This window comes from Shewanella sp. NKUCC05_KAH (genome assembly GCF_019345585.1).
In the GTDB taxonomy this organism is placed as follows: domain Bacteria; phylum Pseudomonadota; class Gammaproteobacteria; order Enterobacterales; family Shewanellaceae; genus Shewanella; species Shewanella oncorhynchi.
Map to the genome: position 1 here is coordinate 19,511 of NZ_JAHKQZ010000023.1, position 22,478 is coordinate 41,988.

Genomic DNA, 22,478 nt, shown 5'->3' on the forward strand with positions numbered 1-22,478 from the left:
GATTCACATGATGACTAAATCACCCTCACGTAATAGTCGCAACAATGCGAGCGAACGATGCTGTCTTATTCCTTATTCAGTTCTAGTTACTTTATATTTAGTTGTTGCTCAGGGAGTACATGCTGAAGAAGAGTTCGATGCCTCTTTTCTTCAAGGAGGAACAGATTCTGCTGATCTTAGCCGATTTTCTAAAGGTAATAGCATATTACCTGGGCGTTACTTGAGCGATATTTATCTTAATGAAGTTGCAGTGGGGCGCGAGGAAGTTTTGTTTAAGGTTAGGCCTGGAATGCAAAATGCTGAACCATGTTTGAGTATTGAATTGCTTGACCGTTTTGGCATTGACACACTCCAACTACAAGATGTTGATATCAAAGATAAGCATGCTTGTGTTGACCTTCAAACGAATATTCCCTCAGCATCTGTACTTTTTGATCCTAGTGAACTTCGTTTAGATCTGAGCATACCTCAGTTGAGCTTAAGGCGAAATGTGCGGGGATATGTAGATCCATCAGAATGGGATCGCGGTGTAACGGCTGGCATGCTTAATTATGGCTACACCAGCTATTACAGTTCCGCACAACAATTTGGTACTCAACACTTTTTAAGCCTAGACGGTGGAGTGAATTTAGGGGACTGGCGTTTAAGATCGAAATCGTCATTAGATTGGAATGATGATAACCGTAACTGGGAGAACCGAGCACTTTATGCTCAGCGTGATATTGAGCCTTTTAGCTCACAGTTAACATTAGGTGATTCTTCTACCAGTGGAAATATATTTGATACCTTCTCATTACGTGGGATTCAGTTAGCAAGCGATGAGCGTATGTTGCCAGATTCACAAACAGGCTATGCGCCGATAGTGCGTGGCGTTGCTAATAGCAATGCTAAAGTGACTATTCGTCAAGCCGGATACACTATATATGAATCCACTGTGGCACCAGGTCCATTTGAAATTGACGATCTATATCCTTCAGGTTATGGCGGCGATCTTGAAGTTATAGTGACTGAGGCTAACGGTCAGAGCCGAACTTTTTCAGTTCCATATTCAGCAGTTGTGCGCATGTTACGCCCTGGTGCTCATAAATATAGTGCGGCAATTGGACAATATCGTAGTGGCTTTTATAGTAGTAATGATAAACCCATTGTAGGTCAACTGACCTATGAGCACGGCTTGAGTAATTTGTTTACTGCTTACACTGGTGTATTAGCTGCCGACGGTTACTTTTCCCCCTTAGTGGGGGTGGCCATGAATACAGGTATTGGTGCGTTCGGTTTAGATATTGCCCATGCCTCTACAGAAGTGCCTACACATGAGAAAATAACAGACAATAAAACGTCTAGCGGTCAAAGTGTGCGCTTGTCTTTTAGTAAATCGTTGCCAAAAATGGGGAGTTCAGTTTCTGTTGCTGCATATCGTTATTCCACCAACGGTTATTACAATCTACAAGATGCAATGGCAGTTGCGAATGATGAACACCAAGTAGAAAATAATCCGTTTGATTTTGATGACACTATAAATGGATTATTTCATAGCTCGTTTGATCAAGGTTATTGGATGATGCCAAAACGTCAGCGTAGTAGCATCCAAGTTACGCTGAATCAATCATTGGGCAGTATAGGATCTATGTATTTCACTGGTGGAACACAGGATTATTGGGATAACTCTCATTCTACGACTCAGTTTCAAGTTGGTTTCTCCAGTAGCACGCGGTATTTTAACTATTCTATTGCAGCAATGCGCACATCGGATGAATATGGTTCTGATTCTGATCAAATTTACGCTACGCTATCTATTCCATTAGGCGCGAGTGTCAGTGCAACATCGAACGTTAATTTTTCCAATGAGAATAATAGTATTCGTACCGCAATCAATGGTACCTCTGGAAAAAACAATCAATATAACTGGGGATCAAGCATTTCCAAAGAAGAGCGTAATCATAATCCTTCTGTAGACTTTTACGGAAACATACATGGATCTCACGGTATTCTTAATGGTTCTGTGGGTTACAGTTCTGGTTATCATCAAGTCTCTTTGGGTGCAAGAGGTGCAGTGGTTGCTCATGCTGGTGGTGTTACCTTTGGACAACAAGTGAGCGATACTTTCGGGATAATTGAAGCACCTGATGCTGTTGGTGCCTCCCTTTCCTCATACCCAAGTGTAGCGATAGATGACGATGGTTATGCCATTATGCCGTACTTAGATCCCTATCGTCGTAATCAAATAGATATAGACCCACACAATATGTCGACTGAAATTGAGATGAAATCAACCAGTGAACAAGTCACTCCAAGTGCAGGCGCGGTGGTGATTGCTAAATTTGAAACTGCTAATAAAGGAAGAGTTGTCCTCATCGATTTGGAGTTTAGTCAAGGCATAAGTGTTCCCTTTGGTAGTGAAGTTATTGCCGATAATGGCAATATTGTGGGCATCGTTGGACAAGGTGGTCGCGTACTAGCACGCGGTTTAGATAACAGCGGTACCTTGATGGTTAAGTGGGGCGAATCATCAGCCCAACAATGCAAAATTAACTATGCTCTTGAATTACAGAATAAAGATGGTAGGCCTACTAAGTTTGAGCGCTTAAACACTCCTTGTTCACAGGTCAAGTAAATCAGTTTGAGTAGGAAAAATAGTGATATATTTGGGGTTTGAGTCAGAGTAACCTTTTATAGGTTACTCTGATAAAACCCTAGTTATAGAAGGTAGTTATTAATATTAAAAATCATATGCAATTAATTGCGTGGGTAATTATAAAGAATGAATAAAAATTTTTTACAACTAGTTATAGTGTCATGACTAGTGATATTTTTAAATATGAATTTAAGCGCATAATTTATGTGGGTATTATAATCTATAAAATGTAAAATTTTGATTTAAGTCACATGAGTTGCTATTGCTATCAAGAGAAATTATGAAATATAATACCTTATGAAATTAAGTGTTTCATAATTAAGCTCCTTCTGTTAATTCCTTTTTCATTCCACATCTCTAAGTTTATAGTAAAATATTATAGCCTCTGGTTTTTGAACAATAATTTAACATGTTTGATGTGTAACGGTTAGATGTTTTACTATTTATTATCAATTAACGTATTTGGAGTTTATACATGCCCTTTAGTCACGGATACTTGTCTAAAGTTAATATTATAGTGGCTGACGATCACCCTGTTGTTGTGATGGGGATTGGTAAAATAATAAATGAATTTAAAAATTTTAGTCTAGTTAGGACAGTGACTTCCATTCGAGCTCTTTTTGAATCAATCGCTAATGATCCTTGCGATATTTTGATTTGTGATTATTCCTTTGAAAATGATGATGAGCCAGATGGTTTACTATTACTTAGACGTATTCATAGATTATATCCAAGTATAAAAATTATTTTGCTAACTGCACATGATGATTTAGTTATTATGCAGCAAGCGATGCAGATTGGCGTTTGTGGTTTTTTAAGTAAATCGAGTGATGATATTTCTATTTTACCGACAGTGATTACTCGTGTACTACAGGGCGAAAAATATATTGACCCCCTAACATCAAAAGCGTTAGTGAAACACATGATGTCAAATCATCTCTCAAACCCAACTTTATCTATTTCGCAACTGACGGCGAGGGAACTTGAAGTTGTGCGAATGTTTGTGCGTGGTATGTCAGTTACTGATATTGCCCAACACACTGATCGTAGTATTAAAACAATAAGCACGCAGAAGAAAAAAGCGATGCAAAAATTAGGCGCAAGTAATGATATAGAATTGGTGAATATATTTAACAAACTATTCTGAACACCTTCTCAGTGGTCCGCCTAAATGAAATCTTCTCAATTAAATCTACGAAATTTATTATGCAAATATCTGAAATGCAGTTCTCTCTCTGATCCTGACTTACCCGGACGTTATTCCCGTTGGTTATTATTTAGCGGTGGATTAGCTATCAGTTTTATTGTGCTTACTATATCAGTTGTAGAAATCACAATATTATCTGAACGTTTTTTAGACGAACGTGTACATTTGTTTCAAATTCAGCGAGGTATCATCAAGGAAAATCTTGATAGAAGCCAGGCTCGTTTGAAACAAAGGGTTGAATTTTATGAGATGTTGTGGCGCTTACGTGATGGGGAAAACTTACCCGTGTTGCGTTATCGTCAAGAGTTACTAAAAAAAAATGGTGTCATAGTTACCGATACTGATGTAACCGCTACCCCTGCGATGATCTTATCTTCATCTAGTCATAGCGTAACTGATCATGAACTGGCTGATTTTTTAGGCTTAATGCGTGAGGTCTCGCCAACACCCTTGTTACGTCAGCGAGAAAATGGGCATTACCTTGGCGGTTATATATATTCATCTGATCATCGATTGCTAGCATTGTGGCCACCATTGTCATTAACTAAATTGAATAATCTGAAGGAAGTTGGCATTAATAAATTTATTAATGATGCTGTAACTAAGGTCGATGCTGTGATAGCAACCACCAATGTGAATAAATTATATGATGAGAGAATGTTCTGGGTCCCCTTTTATAAATCGCCTATTACTGATGAATTAACTACAAACTATGCAGCCCCAGTTTATTGTGATGGTAAGCTTATCGCTGTTATTGTCGTAAACGTTCCTATCAGTAAATTCTCTATGCTCTTTCAGAGTTCGACTCATGAGACAGGTTTTTTTGTTGTCTCAAGTGATCGTAAGCATATATTCGGTGTAGACAATTACAGCCCAAGTGAGAGTCGATGGGCGAAATATATCTTGGAATATCCTGCATTATTACAAAATACGGCTTTGCGCCGAGATATAACTTATCGTGATGGCATGTTTTTCGTGTCACAATTTATCCAAGGACCAAACTGGATTGCAGTCTATGTATTTGACTGGTTTACAATTTTTAATGCACTAAAAAGTAAGCTAATCACATTAAGTATACTGACATTTTTAGTGCTGGGGATCCTGTGGGGCTTTATTCTTTTACTCGACCGTTTAATACTTGCGCCACTACGAATACAGTCGCGTCTTGTATATGAAAGTGATGCATTCAATCATGCCGTGCTGAATACTGCACCAGTAGGTTTGAGCATTTATGATCCTTTTAGCAATAAAGTGGTTATGCAAAACGAAGCTGCCGAATGCTTACTTTTACCCTCAGAATGTGTGAATTTCTATAGCGAAATATTAGTTAAAGCACAGTTGAATCGCCATAAAAATCAATCCGAATTGCAGTCAAACGTCCATGAGGTTCAGATAACAGAAGCATCAGTGCTAAGTGCATGTGGCGAGCAACGGGAAATATCTGTGGCTTATTCTCATATTCGTTACCAACAACGCGAAGTCATCTTGTTTAGCTTGACCGATATTAGTGCTCAGAAGACCACGGTCCGTTTGTTAGAGCAAGCGCGTGAGATGGCTGACCAAGCTAATCAGGCCAAGTCGATGTTCATCGCGATGATGAGCCATGAAATTCGTACACCTTTGCACGGTGCATTGGGTAATTTGGAGTTGTTAGCGTTAGAGCCCTTAACGCTAGAACAAAAGGCGCGAGTTTCGACAATTAACCGTGCATTTGATGCGTTATTGGCTTTGATCAACGATATCTTGGACTTGTCTAAGATAGAAGCTCAGGAATTACAATTGCATCCCGAGCCATTTCAACTTATTGAGCTGGTTGAACGCTGTGCACAGACTTTTGCACCTGTGATTCTGGACAAGAATTTGCGCTTTTTCTGCCTAATTGATCCTGAACTTACAGGCACTTGGAGTGGAGATGGACACAGATTATCTCAGGTACTGATGAACTTAGTGAGTAATGCTCGAAAATTTACTGAGGAGGGGTCCATTACTATCAGGGCAATTCCTGGTGAAGTTAGGGATGATATCCGCTGGGTGCGCATTTCTGTTAGCGATACCGGAATTGGTATCTCGCACGCACATATCAACAAAGTATTTGAACCCTTCGTACAAGCAGACAGATCTATTAATAGTCGTTTTGGTGGCACAGGGTTAGGGTTGACTTTATGTCGACGGATCATGACGTTAATGGGGGGCAATATTACAGTTGATAGTGAGGAGGGGGAGGGGTCTATATTTACGATCAATGTGCCTTTACGTCATAACCTTTCATACGAAAATCGTTGCCAATTTGCAGATAAATATCGTTTTAGCACAGTCGTAATTGTATGCGATTCACCACTTTGGCAGTTTAATCTGATAGAGCAATTTAAATGCTGGATCCCCGATGTCGAAATCATTGAAGCAAGCTTGTTAAAGCCTTTGCCCGCACCAAGGACAAACGCTGTAATTGTCTTTGCAACTTCAGGGACGGCACTATCAGAGCCATGGCGAGATATCTTATATACGTATCTTGATACTGTGATCCTATCCAGCGACGGCCCTCTATACCCTGAACGTCGAAACCAAGATCTATGTGTAACCTCATTCTCGACATCAATGTTCAAACTTATTTTGGCTGCATGTGGTAAGCATGATGAAGTTCTTGAACCCTTAACTGTTCGCCAACAAAGATCAGAAATTCATCATTATGCCAAGGTATTAATTGCTGAAGATGATCCGCTTAACCGAACCTTACTTGAGCATCAACTTGCCGCACTTGGTTATCATTACGTTGATAGCGTAGGGGATGGGCAACAGGCTTTAGAATACTGCTCGACCAAGCCTTATGACATTATAGTGACTGATCTTGGCATGCCGCAGATGGATGGATTTGAATTTCTTAAAGCAATACGAGCTAAAGGAATTAATACACCTGTGATTGTCAGTACGGCAGATATTAATGGTATTACTCAAATTAAAGCTGCAGGTATTGCAGAGGTGTTACATAAGCCCATTACCATCGAGAGATTGAATAGAACTCTTGAACACGTTCTTGGAAAGGTGATGTCGGATAGTCAAGAAATAAGTATGAAATCATTATCGACAGTGACACTTATTGATATGCAAGCGCTGTTTGTTGCTGGCTGGAACAGTGACGAACAAGGCTTGCTTGATGCTTTGGACGCGAATGACGGTAAGCGCTTTCTTGGTTATTTGCATCGGCTAAAAGGTGCACTACTGGCATTGGACGAAAAATCTTTAGTTGCAAGTATTGATATTCTGAGACGGCATATTGAGTCCCAAGGCTTAGCGCAAAACGTAGTACATATAGATGTATTTATGGAAAAGCTAAGGTCACTGGTTATTTTGTACAGTAAAAATAAGGCTTACCTGAGTTCTGATTGAGTGACAAATGAGTTACTACGGGTAATAGCATAAAACAACGGGAGCTTAGGCTCCCGTTGTTGATCTTACCTTTAGCAAACCGTTATTTTTGATGCTATTCAGCCAGTAATCCGCGGCTACGCAGTAGCGGCTCGATACCGGCTTCTTTACCTCGGAATTTTTTATACATCAGCATAGGATCATCGCTGCCGCCTTTCGAAAGGATATTATTACGGAAGGAATCCGCAGTGGCTTTGTCGAAAATGCCGTTTTCTTTAAAGGCTTCGAAAGCATCCGCGCCTAAAATATCTGACCACAGGTAGCTGTAGTAGCCTGCAGAATAACCGCCCGCGAAAATATGCGAGAAGTAAGTGCTGCGATAGCGTGGGCTAATTTCTTCAATCAGTCCCATTGCCGCTAATGAGTCCGCCTCAAACTTGGCCGCATCCTTTGGTGTAGTGTCGGTCAGTGTGTGCCAATCTAAATCGAGTTTAGTGGCCGCCATGTATTCAACGGTAGAAAAACCTTGGTTGAACTTGCTGGCTGCTTGGATTTTCTTCACCAGTTCTTGCGGGATCACTTCGCCGGTTTTGTAGTGCTTGGCAAATTGAGCTAACACTTCTGGCTGAGTCATCCAGTTTTCATTCACTTGCGATGGGAACTCAACGTAATCGCGAGGTACGGCGGTGCCGCCCTGTGAGCGATATTCGACGTTCGATAACATGCCGTGTAGTGCGTGGCCAAATTCGTGGAATAGTGTGCTGGCTTCATCGAAAGTCAGCAACGCTGGCTCATTACCCGCTGGTCGAGGGTAGTTTAATACGTTGACAATAATAGGTTTAGAATCAACGCCATTCATATTGTATTGTTTGCGGAAGGAGTTCATCCAAGCGCCGCCACGTTTGCTGTCACGGGTGAAATAGTCACCCATAAAGATGGCCATCAGTTTGCCGTCTTTATCGTAAACTTCCCAAGTACGAACTTCTGCATTGTATTTGGGCAAGTCGGTGCGTTCTTTAAAGGTTAAACCGTACAAACGGTTAGCCGTGTAGAACACGCCTTTTAATGTACTGTCGAGGGAGAAATACGGGCGAGTTTGTTGTTCGTTAAAGCTGTACTTAGCAACACGGATCTTGTCTGCGTAGTAATCCCAGTCCCACGCTTGCAGCTTAAAATTGCCACCTTGAGCGTCAATCATGGCTTGCATATCAGTCACTTCGTTTTTGGCTTGGGCCAATGCCGCTGGCCATACTTTATTGAGTAAACCGTAGACGTTTTCTGGTGTTTTAGCTGTGCGTTCTTCTAACACGAAATCCGCATGGGTTTTATAGCCCATCAGTTGAGCACGTTCAGCACGCAGGGCAGCAATCTTAGCGAGGATAATCTTGTTATCGTTGGCGTTATTGTTGTTACCGCGCTCGATATAGCCTTTGTAGAGTTTTTCACGTAACTGGCGATTATCGGCATAGGTTAAAAAAGGCGTGATAGAAGGGCGAGACGTGGTAAATACCCACTTGCCTTCATGGCCACGTTTTTTGGCGGTTTCAAAGGCAGTGGCAATCACATCTGCGGGCAAACCCGCGAGATCGGCTTTACTATCAACCACTAATTCGAATGCATTGGTTTCGGCTAATAGATTGTCACCAAAGGCTAAATTGAGTTTACCGATTTCTTCGTTCAATGCCCGCAGTTTGGTTTTATCTTGTTCGCTTAAGTTAGCGCCGCCACGGGTGAAAGATTTATAGGTATCTTCCAACAATTTGGCTTGGGCCGTGCTGAGTTTTAGGCTGTCTTTCGCGTCGTGAACGGTTTTGACTTTTTGAAACAGTTTGTCATTGAGCAAGATATCGTCTTCGGCCGACGATAGCATGGGCGACACTTCTTTGGAGAGTGCTTGCAATGCTGGCGTAGTATCGGCGCCTGTCAGGTTAAAGAAGACGTTAGAAACGCGCGTCACTAGATCGCCAGAAAACTCCATGGCTTCAATCGTATTGGCGAAGGTGGGTTTTGCTTTATTATCAACAATTGCTTGAATTTGTTCGTGTTGTTGGGCGATTCCCGCTTTAAATGCGGGGAGGAAATGCTCCGGCTTGATTTTATCGAAGGCCGGAATTTCCATAAAAGTATCATAGGGTTTAAAGAATGGATTCGTCGTATTCTGGCTGATAATTTGTGCTGACACGGCATTTGGCGCCGCATTTGCTTGAACACTGGCATCGGGTTGTTGTGTGCTACAAGCGCCCAAAGTTAAGGCTAAAGCGATGGCACTTAGCGTGAGTGCTTGCGGTTTGAGGGTTAGTCCCTTCATTATTTGTTCCCCGTTAGGTCGATATTGTTATGGATGTTTGCATGATGATGGCCTTGGATTTCAGGAAAATATTGAAGTCTACGTGCGGCTAAAACCATTAAATTAAGCTTAATGTGACTGTTTAACATGTATCGGACTAGGGGTTCCATCGATTTTGTGTTTAGTTTGTAACAAATGTTTTGTTTCAGGCTTTTAAGCAAAAAATGATGGCAAACTGGGCGAGGATATTATCGCGTCTCAGGCACGTTTTCTTGGCTTAGTCGACCCTAAACCCATTGCAATTGGCGGCTCAATGAACAGTAAATTATTCCCTATTACTTTAAGTTTTGGCACCAGCCATGCTGGGCGTGGAATACACTGGGCATACTGAAAAAGAGTTCATCACCCATAAGCAATTTATGCTGAACCTAAAAATGTACACCGCAGCATTTATCGAGCTGCAATTGGCGGCTCAACGAACAGTAAATTATTCCACATTGCTTTAAGTTTTGCCCAAGCGATGCTGGGCGTGGAATACACAGGCCATACCGAAAAAGAGTTCATCGCCCATAAGCAATTTATGCTGAACCTAAAAATGTACACCGCAGCATTTATCGAGCTTTCGGCGGTGAAATAGTGGTCTTTGTTAAAGTTATTTTGGGATGACACAAAAGTGTTGGGAGCAATAAACTGTTCTGAGTATTAAAGGTTCATACGGAAACGGCGGTTAAATCTTAGATTTCTGCCATTTCAACTCTAAATACTCAAAGGCTCAAAGCTAGTGAGTTATATCGTCAGTTGTGCTGCATGAATTGTCATTGTTTTCCCAGTGACTCGCCGTCTTTTTATTTCATAAGAAGTATCCCTATAGGCTCGACGGCGGCATCCATGCCGCCAACGGTCACTGTTGCAACAATGCCAATCCTCACTGACCCTTTCGCTGTTCGTTTAGCTAAAAAGCCTATGCCCCATTGTGAGCTATGACCGATTAATCACTCAGTGCACAGAGGATAATTTGACTTACATTTAGTCATTCCAAAAATATGGAAGTAAAGTCAGATTACACCTCTATCTAAGTGACCAAATTTAGCGTACCACTACAATACTTACTTATTATGTGAGAGTTGGAATTTAGGCTTTTATTGATAATGTTGCACCAAAAGCAATTAGACCCAATCCACACGCCTGATTAATTCTATGACCAAACTTTTTAATTATGTGACTCGCGTGTACAGATGTGACTAGGTAAGCGACTATACAAAACCAAGCCATATGTAGAAGTGCAATGTAAACGCCATAGCTAATAACGAAAGACATACCTTCATTATTGGCTGAGATTAGTTGGCTAAAGACGCTTAGAAAGAAAAGCATTGTTTTAGGATTCAATACATTACACAAAAAACCTTGAAATATGTACTTTCGAGCATGTGTGGGTTGGTCTGTTGAGTTTTCATAGTCTAATTTCAACTTAGAACTGACTAACCCTGTTACACCGAGATAAATTAAATACGCCGCACCAATGTACTTCACTATGCTAAATAAAACCGCATTCTGAGAAACTAAGTGACTAATCCCTATCACTGAATAGGTAATATGCACACAAACACCAATCCCTATCCCAAGAGCCGTTAATATGCCCGCTTTTCTGCCAAAAATTGCACTGTTTTTAAATACTAAAACAAAGTCAGCACCAGGGCTTACTACGATTAAAAGCCCAAATACTGCAAAACTTATTAACTCCATTTTCTATCCTAACTGTTCATGATTTTAAAATAATTGTATAGATTTATTGGTAAGTTATAATCGAAAAAAAGGCATCCTAAATGTGAGAAAAAGTCACAGATGAGACATTTAAAAGCATTCTATGTATTTCATATTACGGCAGAGTCATCGAGTTACAGTAAGGCAGCAGAAAGACTTCATATCACTCACGGAGCAGTGAGTAAGCAAATTAAATTGCTAGAGAGCCATTTGTCGAAGTTACTGTTTTACAAACAAGGTAGAGGAATGTGTCTCACGCAAGAAGGTGAGCTACTCAAGCTGTACACTGATATTGCGTTTAATGCTCTAGATAATGGAGTTAAGAAGCTAACGAGGGAAAGCAATAAGCATCTTGAAGTTTCCTGTGAGCCCACATTAACTATGCGCTGGCTGATGCCTAGGCTGGCCAGTTTTTTCCAGCTTACGGGTATTGATGTTCGACTATCAACAGCAGGAGGGCCTGTGGATTTATGTGAAACAGGATTATCTTTAGCCATCCGGCGTGATGACTTCGATATTAGCCCAGAATATACGACACACAACTTAGTCAATGAGTGGGTTGGCCCTGTTTTTTCGCCTGAATATTGGAACAAAGCTCAGCACAACTTAGATGATATCGTTTTGCTTCATAGTGAAACGAGACCTTCTGCATGGTCAGATTGGTCATCACGTTCAACACATGCCTTTAATATCAATAAGTCTAAATCCTTTGAGCATTTTTATTTCTGCTTACAGGCGGCAGTTGACGGTTTAGGGGCTGCTATAGGGTCATATCCTCTGATAATCGATGACTTGAAAAACGGGAGGCTGGTGGCTCCATTTGGATTAACTCAATCTGGACATCGTTATGTACTGCTCAGCCACACAGAAAGACTAGGAAGCAATGAATTGGAGTTTTTAAACTGGTTAGAAAAGACAATGTCCTTATGCCAGCCTGAAACTCTTAGTTCATAATTGTAGTGGGTTAGTGAATTTGGTCCTTTAGCAAGAAGTGTAGACTTTATGTTATGGCAATTAAAGAACTCTACAAATACAAAGCTGCTAAGTGATACTTTGTTCTGAGTTTAGTCTGAGTCGATTTTAAGAGTGAAACATTAAAAACTAATAGATATGTGACTGTTTATGCACATTGTGCTGCATAAGCTTAGTTTGAGACAAGTTTGTCACGATAATGCGCAAAACACATCGTTTAAGCGCTATAACTCACGAAAACTGCACTTTAACAGTTATTAAAGTGCACATCTTTTTCAAATCAGCACTGGCAATAAAATTCGTATAGCTTCTATCAAGCTGACCAATTGAATTAGAACACCACAAGTTGACCAAATTTTAGTAATGATACAAAGTGGCTACTGTAATGGTGGCGTTTTATACATTGTTCATGACATTGCATTTATGGAAGTGAAACTCCTAAGCTAGTTAGTGTTTCTGTTGTCATGGTCCCCGTCACCTTCAGCCCCATATCCTTTTGGTATGATTTTAGTGCTAATGAAGTACTAGGTCCCATTAGTCCATCAATCGCTCCTATGTTGTAACCATTTCTGAGAAGTACGATTTGAACTCTCATCACTAATGCTTTCAGGGTATCATTACTGCCCTGATAAGACGGGGTATCTGATACAGAACTGTTTTGAGCTGCTGAGCTGGGATATGGCGGAGTATTTGGCTGTGTATTAATAGGGCTAGATGTGGATGGATATGAACTCGTTCCAGTCCTAGATGAGTAATGAGATCTGTGGCTTGAGTGAGAACGGTGGCTGGAATGAGAACGATGACCAGCATATAAGTTTTCGCTGTTTGCGTTTATTTGCATGTCAAAACTGACCAAGCGGTTCAATTGAGCGCTATCAATGTCTGCCATTGTCACTGACGGAATAGCGTATGCCTGAGGAACCAATAATGTACTTCCGCCTATAGAAGCAACTGAAATTGTTGGAAGGACTCCTGTAATTGAACGCCAGATTTTATTAAGTTCTAACCACATTTTCTGCTCTCCTTTCTAACTGAATGGGCATAACATTTTGCTCACTAAATCGCTGGGTATGAGATTTAAAAAAACCACAGCAAAGATTCTGTTCTTCGCAGTATTCGCATTCTTTCCTAGAGCTGTTTTTCCAATCGGAGATGCTTTGTACTGCGATAGAACGCAGTGATTTGGGAACATGGCATCGTGGAATGTTATAAAGAACGGTATCTAGCCCTGAGCTTAGTAGAACATGTGTTCCTTCGAGTAATTCTTCTTGGTATTCATTTAAATCACACCATACCGCTTCATAATTTGTTCTGGCGAATCCGGTTGGTTCTAATCCCATTAAGGCGACAGTGGATACAAATGGAAGGTTTCTAGTAATAAACTCTGATAGCTCTACTATGTTTTCTATGATTGGTCGAGTTAGTACAACCCTTAGCTCTATTTGTGCTCCGACATGCCCAAGATTGTAGAGCCCATGCATGGTTTTATTGAATGAGCCTAGAACTTGTGTGTGGTAATCATGTTGTTGAGGAGTAGAACCATAAATTGGAATTCCCCATACAATTTGTTGATGGCCTAACTGAATGATCTGCTCGACATAGTTATATTCTTCAAAAGCACTCCCATTGGTCAGGATATGCAATTGCGTTGATGGCAGAGCTTTTTTGGCATGCTCAAGCAGTTTTAGAAATCCGTCGCGTTGCAATGTCGGCTCGCCACCGCTAATACCTAAAACAGGGATATCTCGGTCAATGAGTTCCAGTAGCTGATGGCACTCCTCAAAACGCCAGCCATCATCTAGCACTTTTGGCGGCTGGGAGCACATGATGCATTGGTGGTTGCATCTCTCTGTGACAAAAAGCAGATTCACAGTGCTTTTACGACGATACAGAATATCAACTCTATTCTCGTTTAATACAATCACATCTCCAGTAGAGATGACTTCAGGATGCTCTAGTTTACTGATAACCGGAACTGTTAGATTACTTGGTATGCCACCACATTGTATAGCAACAGCTCCCCAATCTAGACTGAGTAACTCTCTTTGGTTTGGATCATAATTTGGCAGAAGCAGGCAATGTCTGTTATCGCATATGCCGCTAGACACAAATTCATCCAGTCCTATGACTTTTAACATCATCGAACCACTGAATGCATTGACCTCTGCTCTCGTTTTTAATGGGATCCCTTTATTCATTTGTCAGCCCCTCTTCGGCTCTCTGACAGAGACTATGTGGCAACCAGCTATTGAAGACAGTACGATTAGATTTGTCTTGCAATAAATTGAATACATATCGATAAAGAAACTTTTGCTTTGCACAGAAAGCACTAAATGTTCGATGACCAATCATGTCGCCATAACGAGAGTAGTTTTGTATTGGATTCGCTCCGCAGTAAGGTAAATATGCGCAATCAGAGCATCCTGGCAGGGCTTCAGCAATCCCAGCGTGTAAGATAGTGTTCAACACACTTGATGACATCAGGTCTTGGTATGATTCATTAACCGAACCAAGTGCGAGTGATTCGTCGCCCATTTCAACCAGCATTCTAGACTCATCCGATGGATACACTTTTCCATTGTAGTTGTATACCAAGACTCCTGTACCGTCTCCGCATGGCGAACGCATATCGACATATCCAGTTGCCTGTGGCGTCAGGATATTGTTTAACGCTAAAGCTGCGTTTACTTCATCTAAACGATAGCCTTGCTGATTGATTTCTATGATGTACTTAAGCGCTTGCTCATAGAATTTATTAAAATCTTCAGATGAGTAACCTACCTTGTTTTCTTTCTTCACTGCGAACCCATACATGTTCAAGGGGCGTAGAAAAATCGAGTGAAAACCAAGACGTACATACTCATCGATAATGGTTTTTATCGCAGTTAAACTACTACGAGTGATAGTGGTCATTCCTGCTATTCTGTCATGTCCCAGAACACTCCTAGCCATTTCAAGACCATGCATTGTTTTCTCATAACTATTTGAGCAACTATTTGGCCGGTTGAGTTGGTGTAACCATTGAGGACCGTCGACCGAAGTAGAAATATGAACGTTATGGAGGTGGAAAAATTCGAGCATTTCCATGTCTATATTTTGCAGGCTCGTAGCTACAACAAACTGCAAATTTTTTTGTTCAGTTATATTAAGTTCTATGCAGAGTTCAATAATGTACTTAAGTACGTCATAGGCAAGTAGTGGTTCTCCACCTTGGAATTCGACCGTTAGATTTTCTGCTGGTGACTCAAACATGCGCAACACGGCCTGCTTTGCGATACTAAGTGGCATGTCATACTTAACTGCATCAGGGCTTCTTCGTGTTACTTGGCAATATTCACACGAGTTCTCGCACCTGAGTGTTAAAACAAAAATATGTAGCGCTGGACCATCAAACAGAAATGATTTTCTTGCCCTATATTTTGCACTGAAAGCTCTCAGCGCAAAGTTGTTCTTTTCACTGTAAACAAATGATTTAGATTCAAGATTCTGAAAGGTTTTTCCTGATGTGGTTAAGGATCCATCAACTAAGTCATTTAAATCCGCACAATTTAAATAGCAATGTTCGCCAACCTCATTGATGAGTAAAAATCTATCATCATTTACACGTTCAAACCGAAATGGCAGTAAACGATAACTCTGTGATGCAAAAGTTTCTGGAGAAGCTACTCTCATCAGTTCGACGCCCTCAAAGAGTTACTTAATGCAGCACTGATTAATATGTTTTTGATTTTATTAGTTTGTGCTTCAATTTTCTCACGCAATTGATAGTCGATAACCGAAGTTTTCAGATCGTTAGACAATTCATCTGCCGAAGTATTACTGGTAGAATGAACCACTGCGGATACGGTGATTTTATTCTTTTGGGAACTGACATCGAAAACGGCTATATCTGCTAACTGGTAACAGGCCTTAAGAACTGCCTCTTTACTGTAAATATTACAATCAAATGTGATATACACTTCAGGAGATTTTGGCATTGATTTCACAATCCTTTGCAGTAGGGGGAAAGCGGTTCTTACCATATAAATTACACTATCGTTAGAGAGCCGTTCTTTACGTAGATCAAAGTTTTACAACTAAATCATTTCTTATTTTTGCTGAAGAAAAATTGAAATCACAAGTTTGTGCCAGATGGCACAAACTTGTAGAGATTCATTTTGATCTGAGTTTGGAGGATTACTGTCGGTGAAAAATAATTTGTTGCTTATTAAATCGGTCGCTCAGGATTTTGCCATATTTTTAGTAATTCGAAACTCAAGGATTAGATTTAGGTCCTAACGCGAAAATGTCCCAAAGCGTGCTGGGTATCTCCTTCATACAGACAGGTTACACTAGTGCCAAAAAGGTGAGCCATGGTGATTAGCGAGACGACCGTCCGCCCCATGGATGGGGCGGTCGAGCATCCACGGACGGACTGGCTGCGAGTCGGAGAGTGAATGCCATGGCAAGCCTATATTAGTGGATACCAGCCAACGCTAAGATCCCAATAACTGACATTACAGTTTACCAATGAATTTTGTACAGAAGTGCGTTAGGTCTCAGTAGATACTTCATGACTCACCTGTCGCTTCATTGAAAAAAGCAATTGTAAATCAGCATGATACGGTGTAATTTAAGAAAATAAAAAGCCCTGCTTATACAGTGATGTATAGCAGGGCTTTTTTAAGCGAGAGTTTGCATTCACTGAGCGGAAGGACAAGCTTTACTCAGGGTTTATGACCTAGATCGAATAGGTCATAAACCCTTTTATCTCATCCACCTATTTCTCTCACTCATCTCTTTACACTCATCTCTTTCACTAACATTGGCATCATGGGGATGCTAGTAGCCGATGGCTTCGCTACCTGAGTGGCGCGGATCAGACGCACCAAAAATTCCTTGTTCGGTCACCATGATTGATTGTGTACTGCCCATAGCGGACTGAACTTTTACCTTGTGCCCTTTGGCTTCGAGCAGGGAAATGGTATCGCGATTAAAGCTGGACTCGACTCGCAATTCATCGGGTAGCCATTGATGATGAACCCGCGCCGCATTACTGGCTTCCGCGATATTTAATCCATGATCAATAACATTCATGATGATCTGCAGTGTGGTGGTGATAATGCGCGAACCACCTGGACTGCCAGTGACGAGGAAGGGTTTGCCATCCTTCATCACTATTGTTGGGCTCATTGAACTGAGTGGGCGCTTATTGCCTTCGACCGCATTAGCATCACCGCCTACTAAACCGTAGCCGTTTGGCACGCCGGGTTTGGCAGAGAAATCATCCATCTCGTTATTGAGCAAAATCCCTGTTCCCTTAGCCACTAAACCTGAGCCGTAGCTGAAGTTTAAGGTGTAGGTATTAGAGACAGCGTTACCCCATTTATCGACTACCGAGAAGTGAGTGGTTTGGTCGCTCTCATAGGGGGCGAGCTTGCCGGGCTTGATTTCAGCGCTCGGTGTTGCCTTATTCATCGCAATTTGGCTGGCGATTTTTTGGGCGTAGTCCTTACTGGTTAAGGCTCTGACGGGCACCTTATAAAAGTCGGGATCGCCTAAGTATTCGCTGCGGTCGCTATAGGCGTACTTCATGGTTTCCGCCATCAGATGAATCGTCTGCGCGGTATTGTGGCCGAGTTTGTCTATCGGGAATTGCTGCAATACGTTGAGCATTTCGATGATGTGCACGCCGCCCGATGATGGCGGTGGCATAGACACTACCTCGTAGCCACGATACTCGCCGCGCACGGGTTCACGTTCCACAACCTTATAATTTTTAAGGTCGTCTAAGGTCATAATGCCGCCAGCGTCTTTCACCGCATTGATGAGCTTAGTGGCGGTTTCTCCTTCGTAGAATCCTTTGGTACCTTTTTCAGCGATAAGACTTAACGAATGGGCAAGCTCAGGTTGTTTAAGAATATCATCAACTTGATAGTCACTGCCGTCGGCTTTGTAGAAGATAGCTGCTGTTGTTGGCCATTGGGCCATGCGGCGTTTTAGGCCTGCAAGGGATTGGGCAAGATCTGGGGTGATGCTGATGCCTTCCTGCGCCATTTTAATCGCGGGTGCCGTAACTTGGGCGAGAGTCATAGTACCATATTTTTCAAGGGCTAAGCTCATGCCCATCACTGTACCTGGCACACCCACGGCAAGACCGTGTTCGCGGCTTAGTTTTTCAACTGCGTCGCCATTTTCGTCGAGGAAAATGTTTTTCTTGGCTTTAGACGGCGCCATTTCACGGTAATCGATAGCGATGGTTTTGTTTTCTTTGGCAATATGCACCAGCATAAAACCGCCGCCACCGATATTGCCAGCACGGGGTAAGGTGACAGCCAAACTGAAGGCGACAGCCACGGCGGCGTCAACCGCATTACCGCCTTGCTTTAGGATCTCAACGCCGGTGCGACTGGCGAGAGTTTCTTGGCTTGCGACCATGCCATGCTTAGCCCACACAGGTTGTGCGGTGGCCATCTGGCTGAAAATTGGCGATTCATCGGCAAGCAGACCGGGAGATGATAGTAAGGGAAGCGCCATCGCAATGGCGAGAATAAGAGGTCTAAAAGGTCTTGTTGGACGCATACTCAATCCTGAATTTATTTTAATTATGGCTATGCAATGTGCCGAGAATTAGGCTTAATTGCAACCTCGTATACTTGTTCACACCAGTAAAGGACGATAATTTACCCAATGAGACAGCTTATTTTGGCTTTTGCGAGCTCAATGTCGGATATTTCGGCCAGTGCGTGGAATGCCGCCATGGGTGAGGCGAATCCCTTTTGCCGCCATGAGTTTCTGTTGGCACTCGAGCAAAGCCGCTCCGCTTGCACTGCAACCGGTTGGACGCCTCGACATTTATGTGTGTTCGATGCGGGTGACACATTAAATGATGTCGCCAGTAAGGATAAAAGCTTGTCGTCTTTGGCTGAAGGAGGGTTTATCAGTGTGCAAACGGCTAAGCACTTCAATCAGTTCCCACTTATTGCCGTCATGCCCTTGTACCAAAAATCCCATTCCTACGGTGAGTATGTGTTCGATTGGGCGTGGGCCGAAGCCTATGAGCGCCATGGGCTCGATTACTATCCCAAATGGGTGAATGCGATCCCTTTTACCCCAGTGCAAGGTCAACGGATGGGCATTCATCCCGCAGTAGAGCGCGCCGAGCAACTGCGCGTGGCGGCATTACTGCTGATGACATTGAATCGCCGACTAATATCAGCACAGGATAATCTCGTATCTAAGGAAGCTATTCTTAATGGGCCAGAGCAGGGCAATACCCCGATTTCCTCATGGCACAGCCTGTTTGTTACCCCAACACAAACGCCGTTATTTGAAAGTTTGCCAAATTCGCTGTTAAAACGCTTAGGCACTCAGTTCCATTGGCATAATCGCAGTTATCGGGATTTTAATGATTTTCTGGCGGGCTTTAGTTCCCGTAAGCGTAAAAATATCTTGAAGGAGCGGGCGCAGTTACAGCCTTTTAATCTTAAGTTTCAGTTTGTCGAAGGGGAGCAGATCACCGCTTCGCAATGGCAGACTTTTATCCAATGTTATCAATTAACTTACCTTAAGCGCTCCGGTCATCGCGGCTATTTAACGCCAACCTTTTTTCAGCAGTTGGGGGCACAACTCGCTGCGCAAGTCCTACTCTTGGTGGTTGAAGATGCAAAGGGCGAGATGGTCGCTGGCGCCTTGTATTTAAAAGGTGAGAATACCCGAGGGCAGAAATGCTTATATGGTCGTTATTGGGGGACGACGGTTGAGCTTGACGGTTTACATTTTGAGGCCTGTTATTATCAAGGTATTCAATATTGTATTGAACATGAGTTTCAAGTGTTTGATGCGGGCGCACAGGGGGAACATAAGGTGCTGCGTGGCTTTGAACCCGTAGCAATGTATTCCTACCATAACATCGCCCATTTGGGATTTAAGGCGGCGATTGCCGACTTTGTTGAGCAAGAAACACTGCAAATGCAGCAATATATGGTGCAGATGCAGGATGTGTTGCCCTACAAAAAAGAGCCTTCATAAAGACCGAGTTAACGGGACTTTATTGGGCTCATTTTAGGTAGAACGGGTTACATTTAAGCGGTTAGTTCAAACCGTTAGCTCATGGCTAACCAAACTCCTACGCCTATCATTAGGCTGCCTGCAATGCGGTTTAACCAGCGAATATTATCGCCACGGCTCAAGAAGATGCGCAGGCTTTTGCCACCACTGGCGTAGGCGAGCATAGAGGTAAATTCGGTCACCATGATAATGCTCAGTAAGGCGAGGAGCTGCGGCACGACGTCGCGCTCGGCATTGATAAAAGGGGGTAGTAGCGACACCATAAATGCCCAACCTTTTGGATTGGCAATGGCGGTAATAAAGCCTTGAGAGATCAAGGTAACATTGCTGGCTCTGGGGTTAGTGTCATCATCACTTAATATGGTCATCTTGCCGCGCGCGCGCCACATCTGTACGCCGATAAAGCCTAAATAAATTCCGCCAACCCATTTGAAGATTTGAAAGACTTCGGGATAGTTGAGCATGATACTGGCCACGCCCATCACGGCGGCTGTCGCCACCAACGCCACGCCTACCAGTTCACCCAGCATCATCCACAGGGTGCGGCGCACACCTATACTCATGCCCAGGGTCATGGCGAGTGTCATGCACATGCCCGGCGTGATAGAAACAAAGAAAAAAGTCGGGATAAACACAGCGAGTAAGGCAAAATCAGGCATGGTTTGGTCATTCTTGGGTGAAGATGAGAAGGGCGATAGTGTAATGAAAACGGAGGATTTAGCCAATCTGCTTATTTTGAACTTGCTCTCTTTAAATGTAATCGGTTGTGTTGGCTGGCGATATTTCACGCAAAAAGCATATTGTAGTTATTATTAACAATATGCTCACTAACCCCATTGTGATTAATTCTGCAGTTGTTCGGTTAACAGCGATTAACTTCATAGTTAACAAGATAAGACATTGACTGTAGGTTCTACATCAGTATCGATCAAGTAGACACTATCGGCGCCCACCATATAATAACTGTATAGGTCTTGGTAAATATGTTCGCCTAATTCACCATAATAAGGACGGCGTGCATTTTTTACCGACTTCCATATTGGCCAAGGTAAAGAAAAATAATCGACATTGGATTGATTCGTGATATTTAAATCTGAATCAATAGGGAATGGCGTATTGCATTTATCATGATGTTGAATATCGCTAAAGTTATCACTTATGTTATCTAAGAAGGTTTGATAACTTGACTCATCAATTACTTGTATTCCAGATATCGTTGGGAAATATAATTCCATTGTGAATGCATCGTTATCAAGTTCCTGCCACAGAATGGTTAAAGATAAATGGTCTAATCTGCAACTCAGGTTCGGATGTGGCTTTAGGTTTCTGCTCACGGGAAACCAAGGTTGATAAGCCGCTTTAATCATAGCTAATCCTCGTTATATTATTGTGTTAAGAACATATCTTAGTCGTTTGGTTGTTACTTTTTTGCATTATCTTTGCTGAAACTACCATAACCTAAAAATAACTGAGAAGCATGTTGAGATTATCCAATATTTTTTGAAACTCATATCAACCAAATACGCCTTATCAATCATAATTTGATTGATATGCTAACCCACATTCTCAAATCAATGGTTAATGACTGTTCTAGGACAGTTCAAAAATGGGTTCAGCACATTATGAAATCGCCTTATTTCTCCTCTTTTAAAAAGACTCTCTTAGTGACTGTCGCTTTGGCCGCCAGTATTAATTACGTTATGGCTGACGACAGTGCCTCTGCGTTTAGTCTCGAAAGTAATTTAGCTGATAATTCAAGGTTCCCTCCTGAGTATTATTGGAATCAATTTGGTTGTTCGGGCGAAAATATTGCGCCGCGTTTAACTTGGCAAAATGTACCTGCCGGTACCAAGAGCTTTGCTGTCACTTTATATGACAAAGATGCGCCTACTGGCAGTGGTTTTTGGCACCGTGTTGTGTATGACATTCCGGCACAGGTGTCGACTCTCGCAGGTGGTGTGAATGGCGGAGCGCTACCCAGTGGTGCCATTGAAGCTAATACCGATTTAGGTAAACCTGGATTCTTTGGACCTTGTCCACCAGAGGGACGTGAACACAGTTATGTATGGACAGTGCATGCTTTGGATGTGGCGCAGTTGCCGATAGACAAGGGATCAACACCCGCTTTGGTGGGATTCTATCTTTGGCAGCATAGATTAGGCGAAGCAAGTTTAACGCTTTTAGCTGGCCCACGTTAGGAGGAA

The 22,478-nt window shown here is 42.2% G+C and carries 15 protein-coding genes and 1 pseudogene; 7 read left to right on the plus strand and 9 right to left on the minus strand.

The genetic code is table 11. The features are described from left to right. Positions 1–7 precede the first annotated feature (7 nt). From KO533_RS18610 to KO533_RS18620, 3 genes are all read left to right on the plus strand, one after another. Entirely contained in the window at positions 8–2,614 is a 2,607-nt protein-coding gene (locus KO533_RS18610; RefSeq protein ID WP_219255576.1) for a fimbria/pilus outer membrane usher protein, read from the plus strand. A gap of 496 nt (positions 2,615–3,110) precedes the next feature. Beyond that, on the plus strand, positions 3,111–3,782 hold the full coding sequence (locus KO533_RS18615) for a response regulator transcription factor (protein ID WP_219255578.1): 672 nt from the start codon (positions 3,111–3,113) through the stop codon (positions 3,780–3,782). A gap of 24 nt (positions 3,783–3,806) precedes the next feature. Continuing rightward, positions 3,807–7,226, plus strand: a complete 3,420-nt coding sequence (locus KO533_RS18620; protein ID WP_219255580.1) for a hybrid sensor histidine kinase/response regulator — start codon at positions 3,807–3,809, stop codon at positions 7,224–7,226. A gap of 94 nt (positions 7,227–7,320) precedes the next feature. Here the strand turns inward: KO533_RS18620 and KO533_RS18625 are convergent, their stop codons facing one another. After that, positions 7,321–9,513 carry a M3 family metallopeptidase gene (locus KO533_RS18625; protein WP_219255582.1) on the minus strand — a complete coding sequence of 731 codons (2,193 nt, stop codon included), beginning with the start codon at positions 9,511–9,513 and terminating at the stop codon, positions 7,321–7,323. A gap of 241 nt (positions 9,514–9,754) precedes the next feature. Here KO533_RS18625 and KO533_RS22680 point away from each other — a divergent pair. Then, positions 9,755–9,998: pseudogene (locus tag KO533_RS22680) on the plus strand (hypothetical protein); the annotation flags it as partial. Between the two features lie 625 nt (positions 9,999–10,623). Here the strand turns inward: KO533_RS22680 and KO533_RS18630 are convergent. After that, the gene (locus tag KO533_RS18630) at positions 10,624–11,235 is read right to left on the minus strand and encodes a LysE family translocator (protein ID WP_028759805.1); all 612 of its coding nucleotides are present in this window, start codon (positions 11,233–11,235) and stop codon (positions 10,624–10,626) included. Positions 11,236–11,334: 99 nt separating this feature from the next. Between KO533_RS18630 and KO533_RS18635 the strand changes: the two genes are divergently transcribed. Then, positions 11,335–12,207: a LysR substrate-binding domain-containing protein gene (locus KO533_RS18635; RefSeq protein ID WP_219235970.1), complete on the plus strand. Its 873-nt coding sequence runs from the start codon at positions 11,335–11,337 to the stop codon at positions 12,205–12,207. 439 nt (positions 12,208–12,646) lie between these two features. Here KO533_RS18635 and hxsA read toward each other — a convergent pair whose 3' ends face one another. The 5 genes from hxsA to ggt form a co-directional block, all read right to left on the minus strand. After that, entirely contained in the window at positions 12,647–13,237 is a 591-nt protein-coding gene (hxsA, locus tag KO533_RS18640) for a His-Xaa-Ser repeat protein HxsA (protein ID WP_219255585.1), read from the minus strand. Further along, positions 13,221–14,423 carry a His-Xaa-Ser system radical SAM maturase HxsC gene (hxsC, locus tag KO533_RS18645; RefSeq protein WP_219255587.1) on the minus strand — a complete coding sequence of 401 codons (1,203 nt, stop codon included), beginning with the start codon at positions 14,421–14,423 and terminating at the stop codon, positions 13,221–13,223. Before hxsC ends, hxsA begins: the two co-directional genes overlap by 17 nt. Further along, a complete protein-coding gene (gene hxsB / locus KO533_RS18650; RefSeq protein ID WP_219255589.1) occupies positions 14,416–15,897 on the minus strand; it encodes a His-Xaa-Ser system radical SAM maturase HxsB in 1,482 nt (493 codons plus the stop codon). Before hxsB ends, hxsC begins: the two co-directional genes overlap by 8 nt. Beyond that, positions 15,897–16,202, minus strand: coding sequence for a His-Xaa-Ser system protein HxsD (gene hxsD / locus KO533_RS18655; protein WP_219255591.1), 306 nt, complete (start codon positions 16,200–16,202; stop codon positions 15,897–15,899). The genes hxsB and hxsD overlap by 1 nt, the downstream gene beginning before the upstream one ends. Before the next feature lie 844 nt (positions 16,203–17,046). Beyond that, positions 17,047–18,786 (minus strand): gamma-glutamyltransferase, encoded by a 1,740-nt coding sequence (gene ggt / locus KO533_RS18660; protein WP_219255593.1) that lies wholly within the window; start codon positions 18,784–18,786, stop codon positions 17,047–17,049. A 108-nt stretch (positions 18,787–18,894) separates the two neighbouring features. Here ggt and KO533_RS18665 point away from each other — a divergent pair, with 108 nt between their 5' ends. Beyond that, a complete protein-coding gene (locus tag KO533_RS18665) occupies positions 18,895–20,235 on the plus strand; it encodes a GNAT family N-acetyltransferase (protein WP_219255595.1) in 1,341 nt (446 codons plus the stop codon). Between the two features lie 74 nt (positions 20,236–20,309). Here KO533_RS18665 and KO533_RS18670 read toward each other — a convergent pair whose 3' ends face one another. Beyond that, on the minus strand, positions 20,310–20,933 hold the full coding sequence (locus KO533_RS18670; RefSeq protein ID WP_219255597.1) for a LysE family translocator: 624 nt from the start codon (positions 20,931–20,933) through the stop codon (positions 20,310–20,312). Between the two features lie 225 nt (positions 20,934–21,158). After that, positions 21,159–21,641 (minus strand): hypothetical protein, encoded by a 483-nt coding sequence (locus KO533_RS18675; RefSeq protein ID WP_105252178.1) that lies wholly within the window; start codon positions 21,639–21,641, stop codon positions 21,159–21,161. 297 nt (positions 21,642–21,938) lie between these two features. On the opposite strand from KO533_RS18675, the gene KO533_RS18680 reads away from it, so the two are divergent. Then, a complete protein-coding gene (locus tag KO533_RS18680) occupies positions 21,939–22,472 on the plus strand; it encodes a YbhB/YbcL family Raf kinase inhibitor-like protein (RefSeq protein ID WP_263168142.1) in 534 nt (177 codons plus the stop codon). Positions 22,473–22,478: the final 6 nt, after the last annotated feature.

What these genes read in the sequence shown, in the direction of transcription:
- hxsA (WP_219255585.1), bottom strand. Translation starts at nt 13,237, where the DNA reads ATGTGGTTAGAACTTAATAAAATCTGGCGTTCAATTACAGGAGTCCTT.
- ggt (WP_219255593.1), bottom strand. Translation starts at nt 18,786, where the DNA reads ATGCGTCCAACAAGACCTTTTAGACCTCTTATTCTCGCCATTGCGATG.
- hxsD (WP_219255591.1), bottom strand. Translation starts at nt 16,202, where the DNA reads ATGCCAAAATCTCCTGAAGTGTATATCACATTTGATTGTAATATTTAC.
- KO533_RS18615 (WP_219255578.1), top strand. Translation starts at nt 3,111, where the DNA reads ATGCCCTTTAGTCACGGATACTTGTCTAAAGTTAATATTATAGTGGCT.
- KO533_RS18635 (WP_219235970.1), top strand. Translation starts at nt 11,335, where the DNA reads ATGAGACATTTAAAAGCATTCTATGTATTTCATATTACGGCAGAGTCA.
- KO533_RS18675 (WP_105252178.1), bottom strand. Translation starts at nt 21,641, where the DNA reads ATGATTAAAGCGGCTTATCAACCTTGGTTTCCCGTGAGCAGAAACCTA.
- KO533_RS18610 (WP_219255576.1), top strand. Translation starts at nt 8, where the DNA reads ATGATGACTAAATCACCCTCACGTAATAGTCGCAACAATGCGAGCGAA.
- hxsC (WP_219255587.1), bottom strand. Translation starts at nt 14,423, where the DNA reads ATGAATAAAGGGATCCCATTAAAAACGAGAGCAGAGGTCAATGCATTC.
- KO533_RS18670 (WP_219255597.1), bottom strand. Translation starts at nt 20,933, where the DNA reads ATGCCTGATTTTGCCTTACTCGCTGTGTTTATCCCGACTTTTTTCTTT.
- KO533_RS18625 (WP_219255582.1), bottom strand. Translation starts at nt 9,513, where the DNA reads ATGAAGGGACTAACCCTCAAACCGCAAGCACTCACGCTAAGTGCCATC.
- KO533_RS18630 (WP_028759805.1), bottom strand. Translation starts at nt 11,235, where the DNA reads ATGGAGTTAATAAGTTTTGCAGTATTTGGGCTTTTAATCGTAGTAAGC.
- KO533_RS18620 (WP_219255580.1), top strand. Translation starts at nt 3,807, where the DNA reads ATGAAATCTTCTCAATTAAATCTACGAAATTTATTATGCAAATATCTG.
- KO533_RS18665 (WP_219255595.1), top strand. Translation starts at nt 18,895, where the DNA reads ATGAGACAGCTTATTTTGGCTTTTGCGAGCTCAATGTCGGATATTTCG.
- hxsB (WP_219255589.1), bottom strand. Translation starts at nt 15,897, where the DNA reads ATGAGAGTAGCTTCTCCAGAAACTTTTGCATCACAGAGTTATCGTTTA.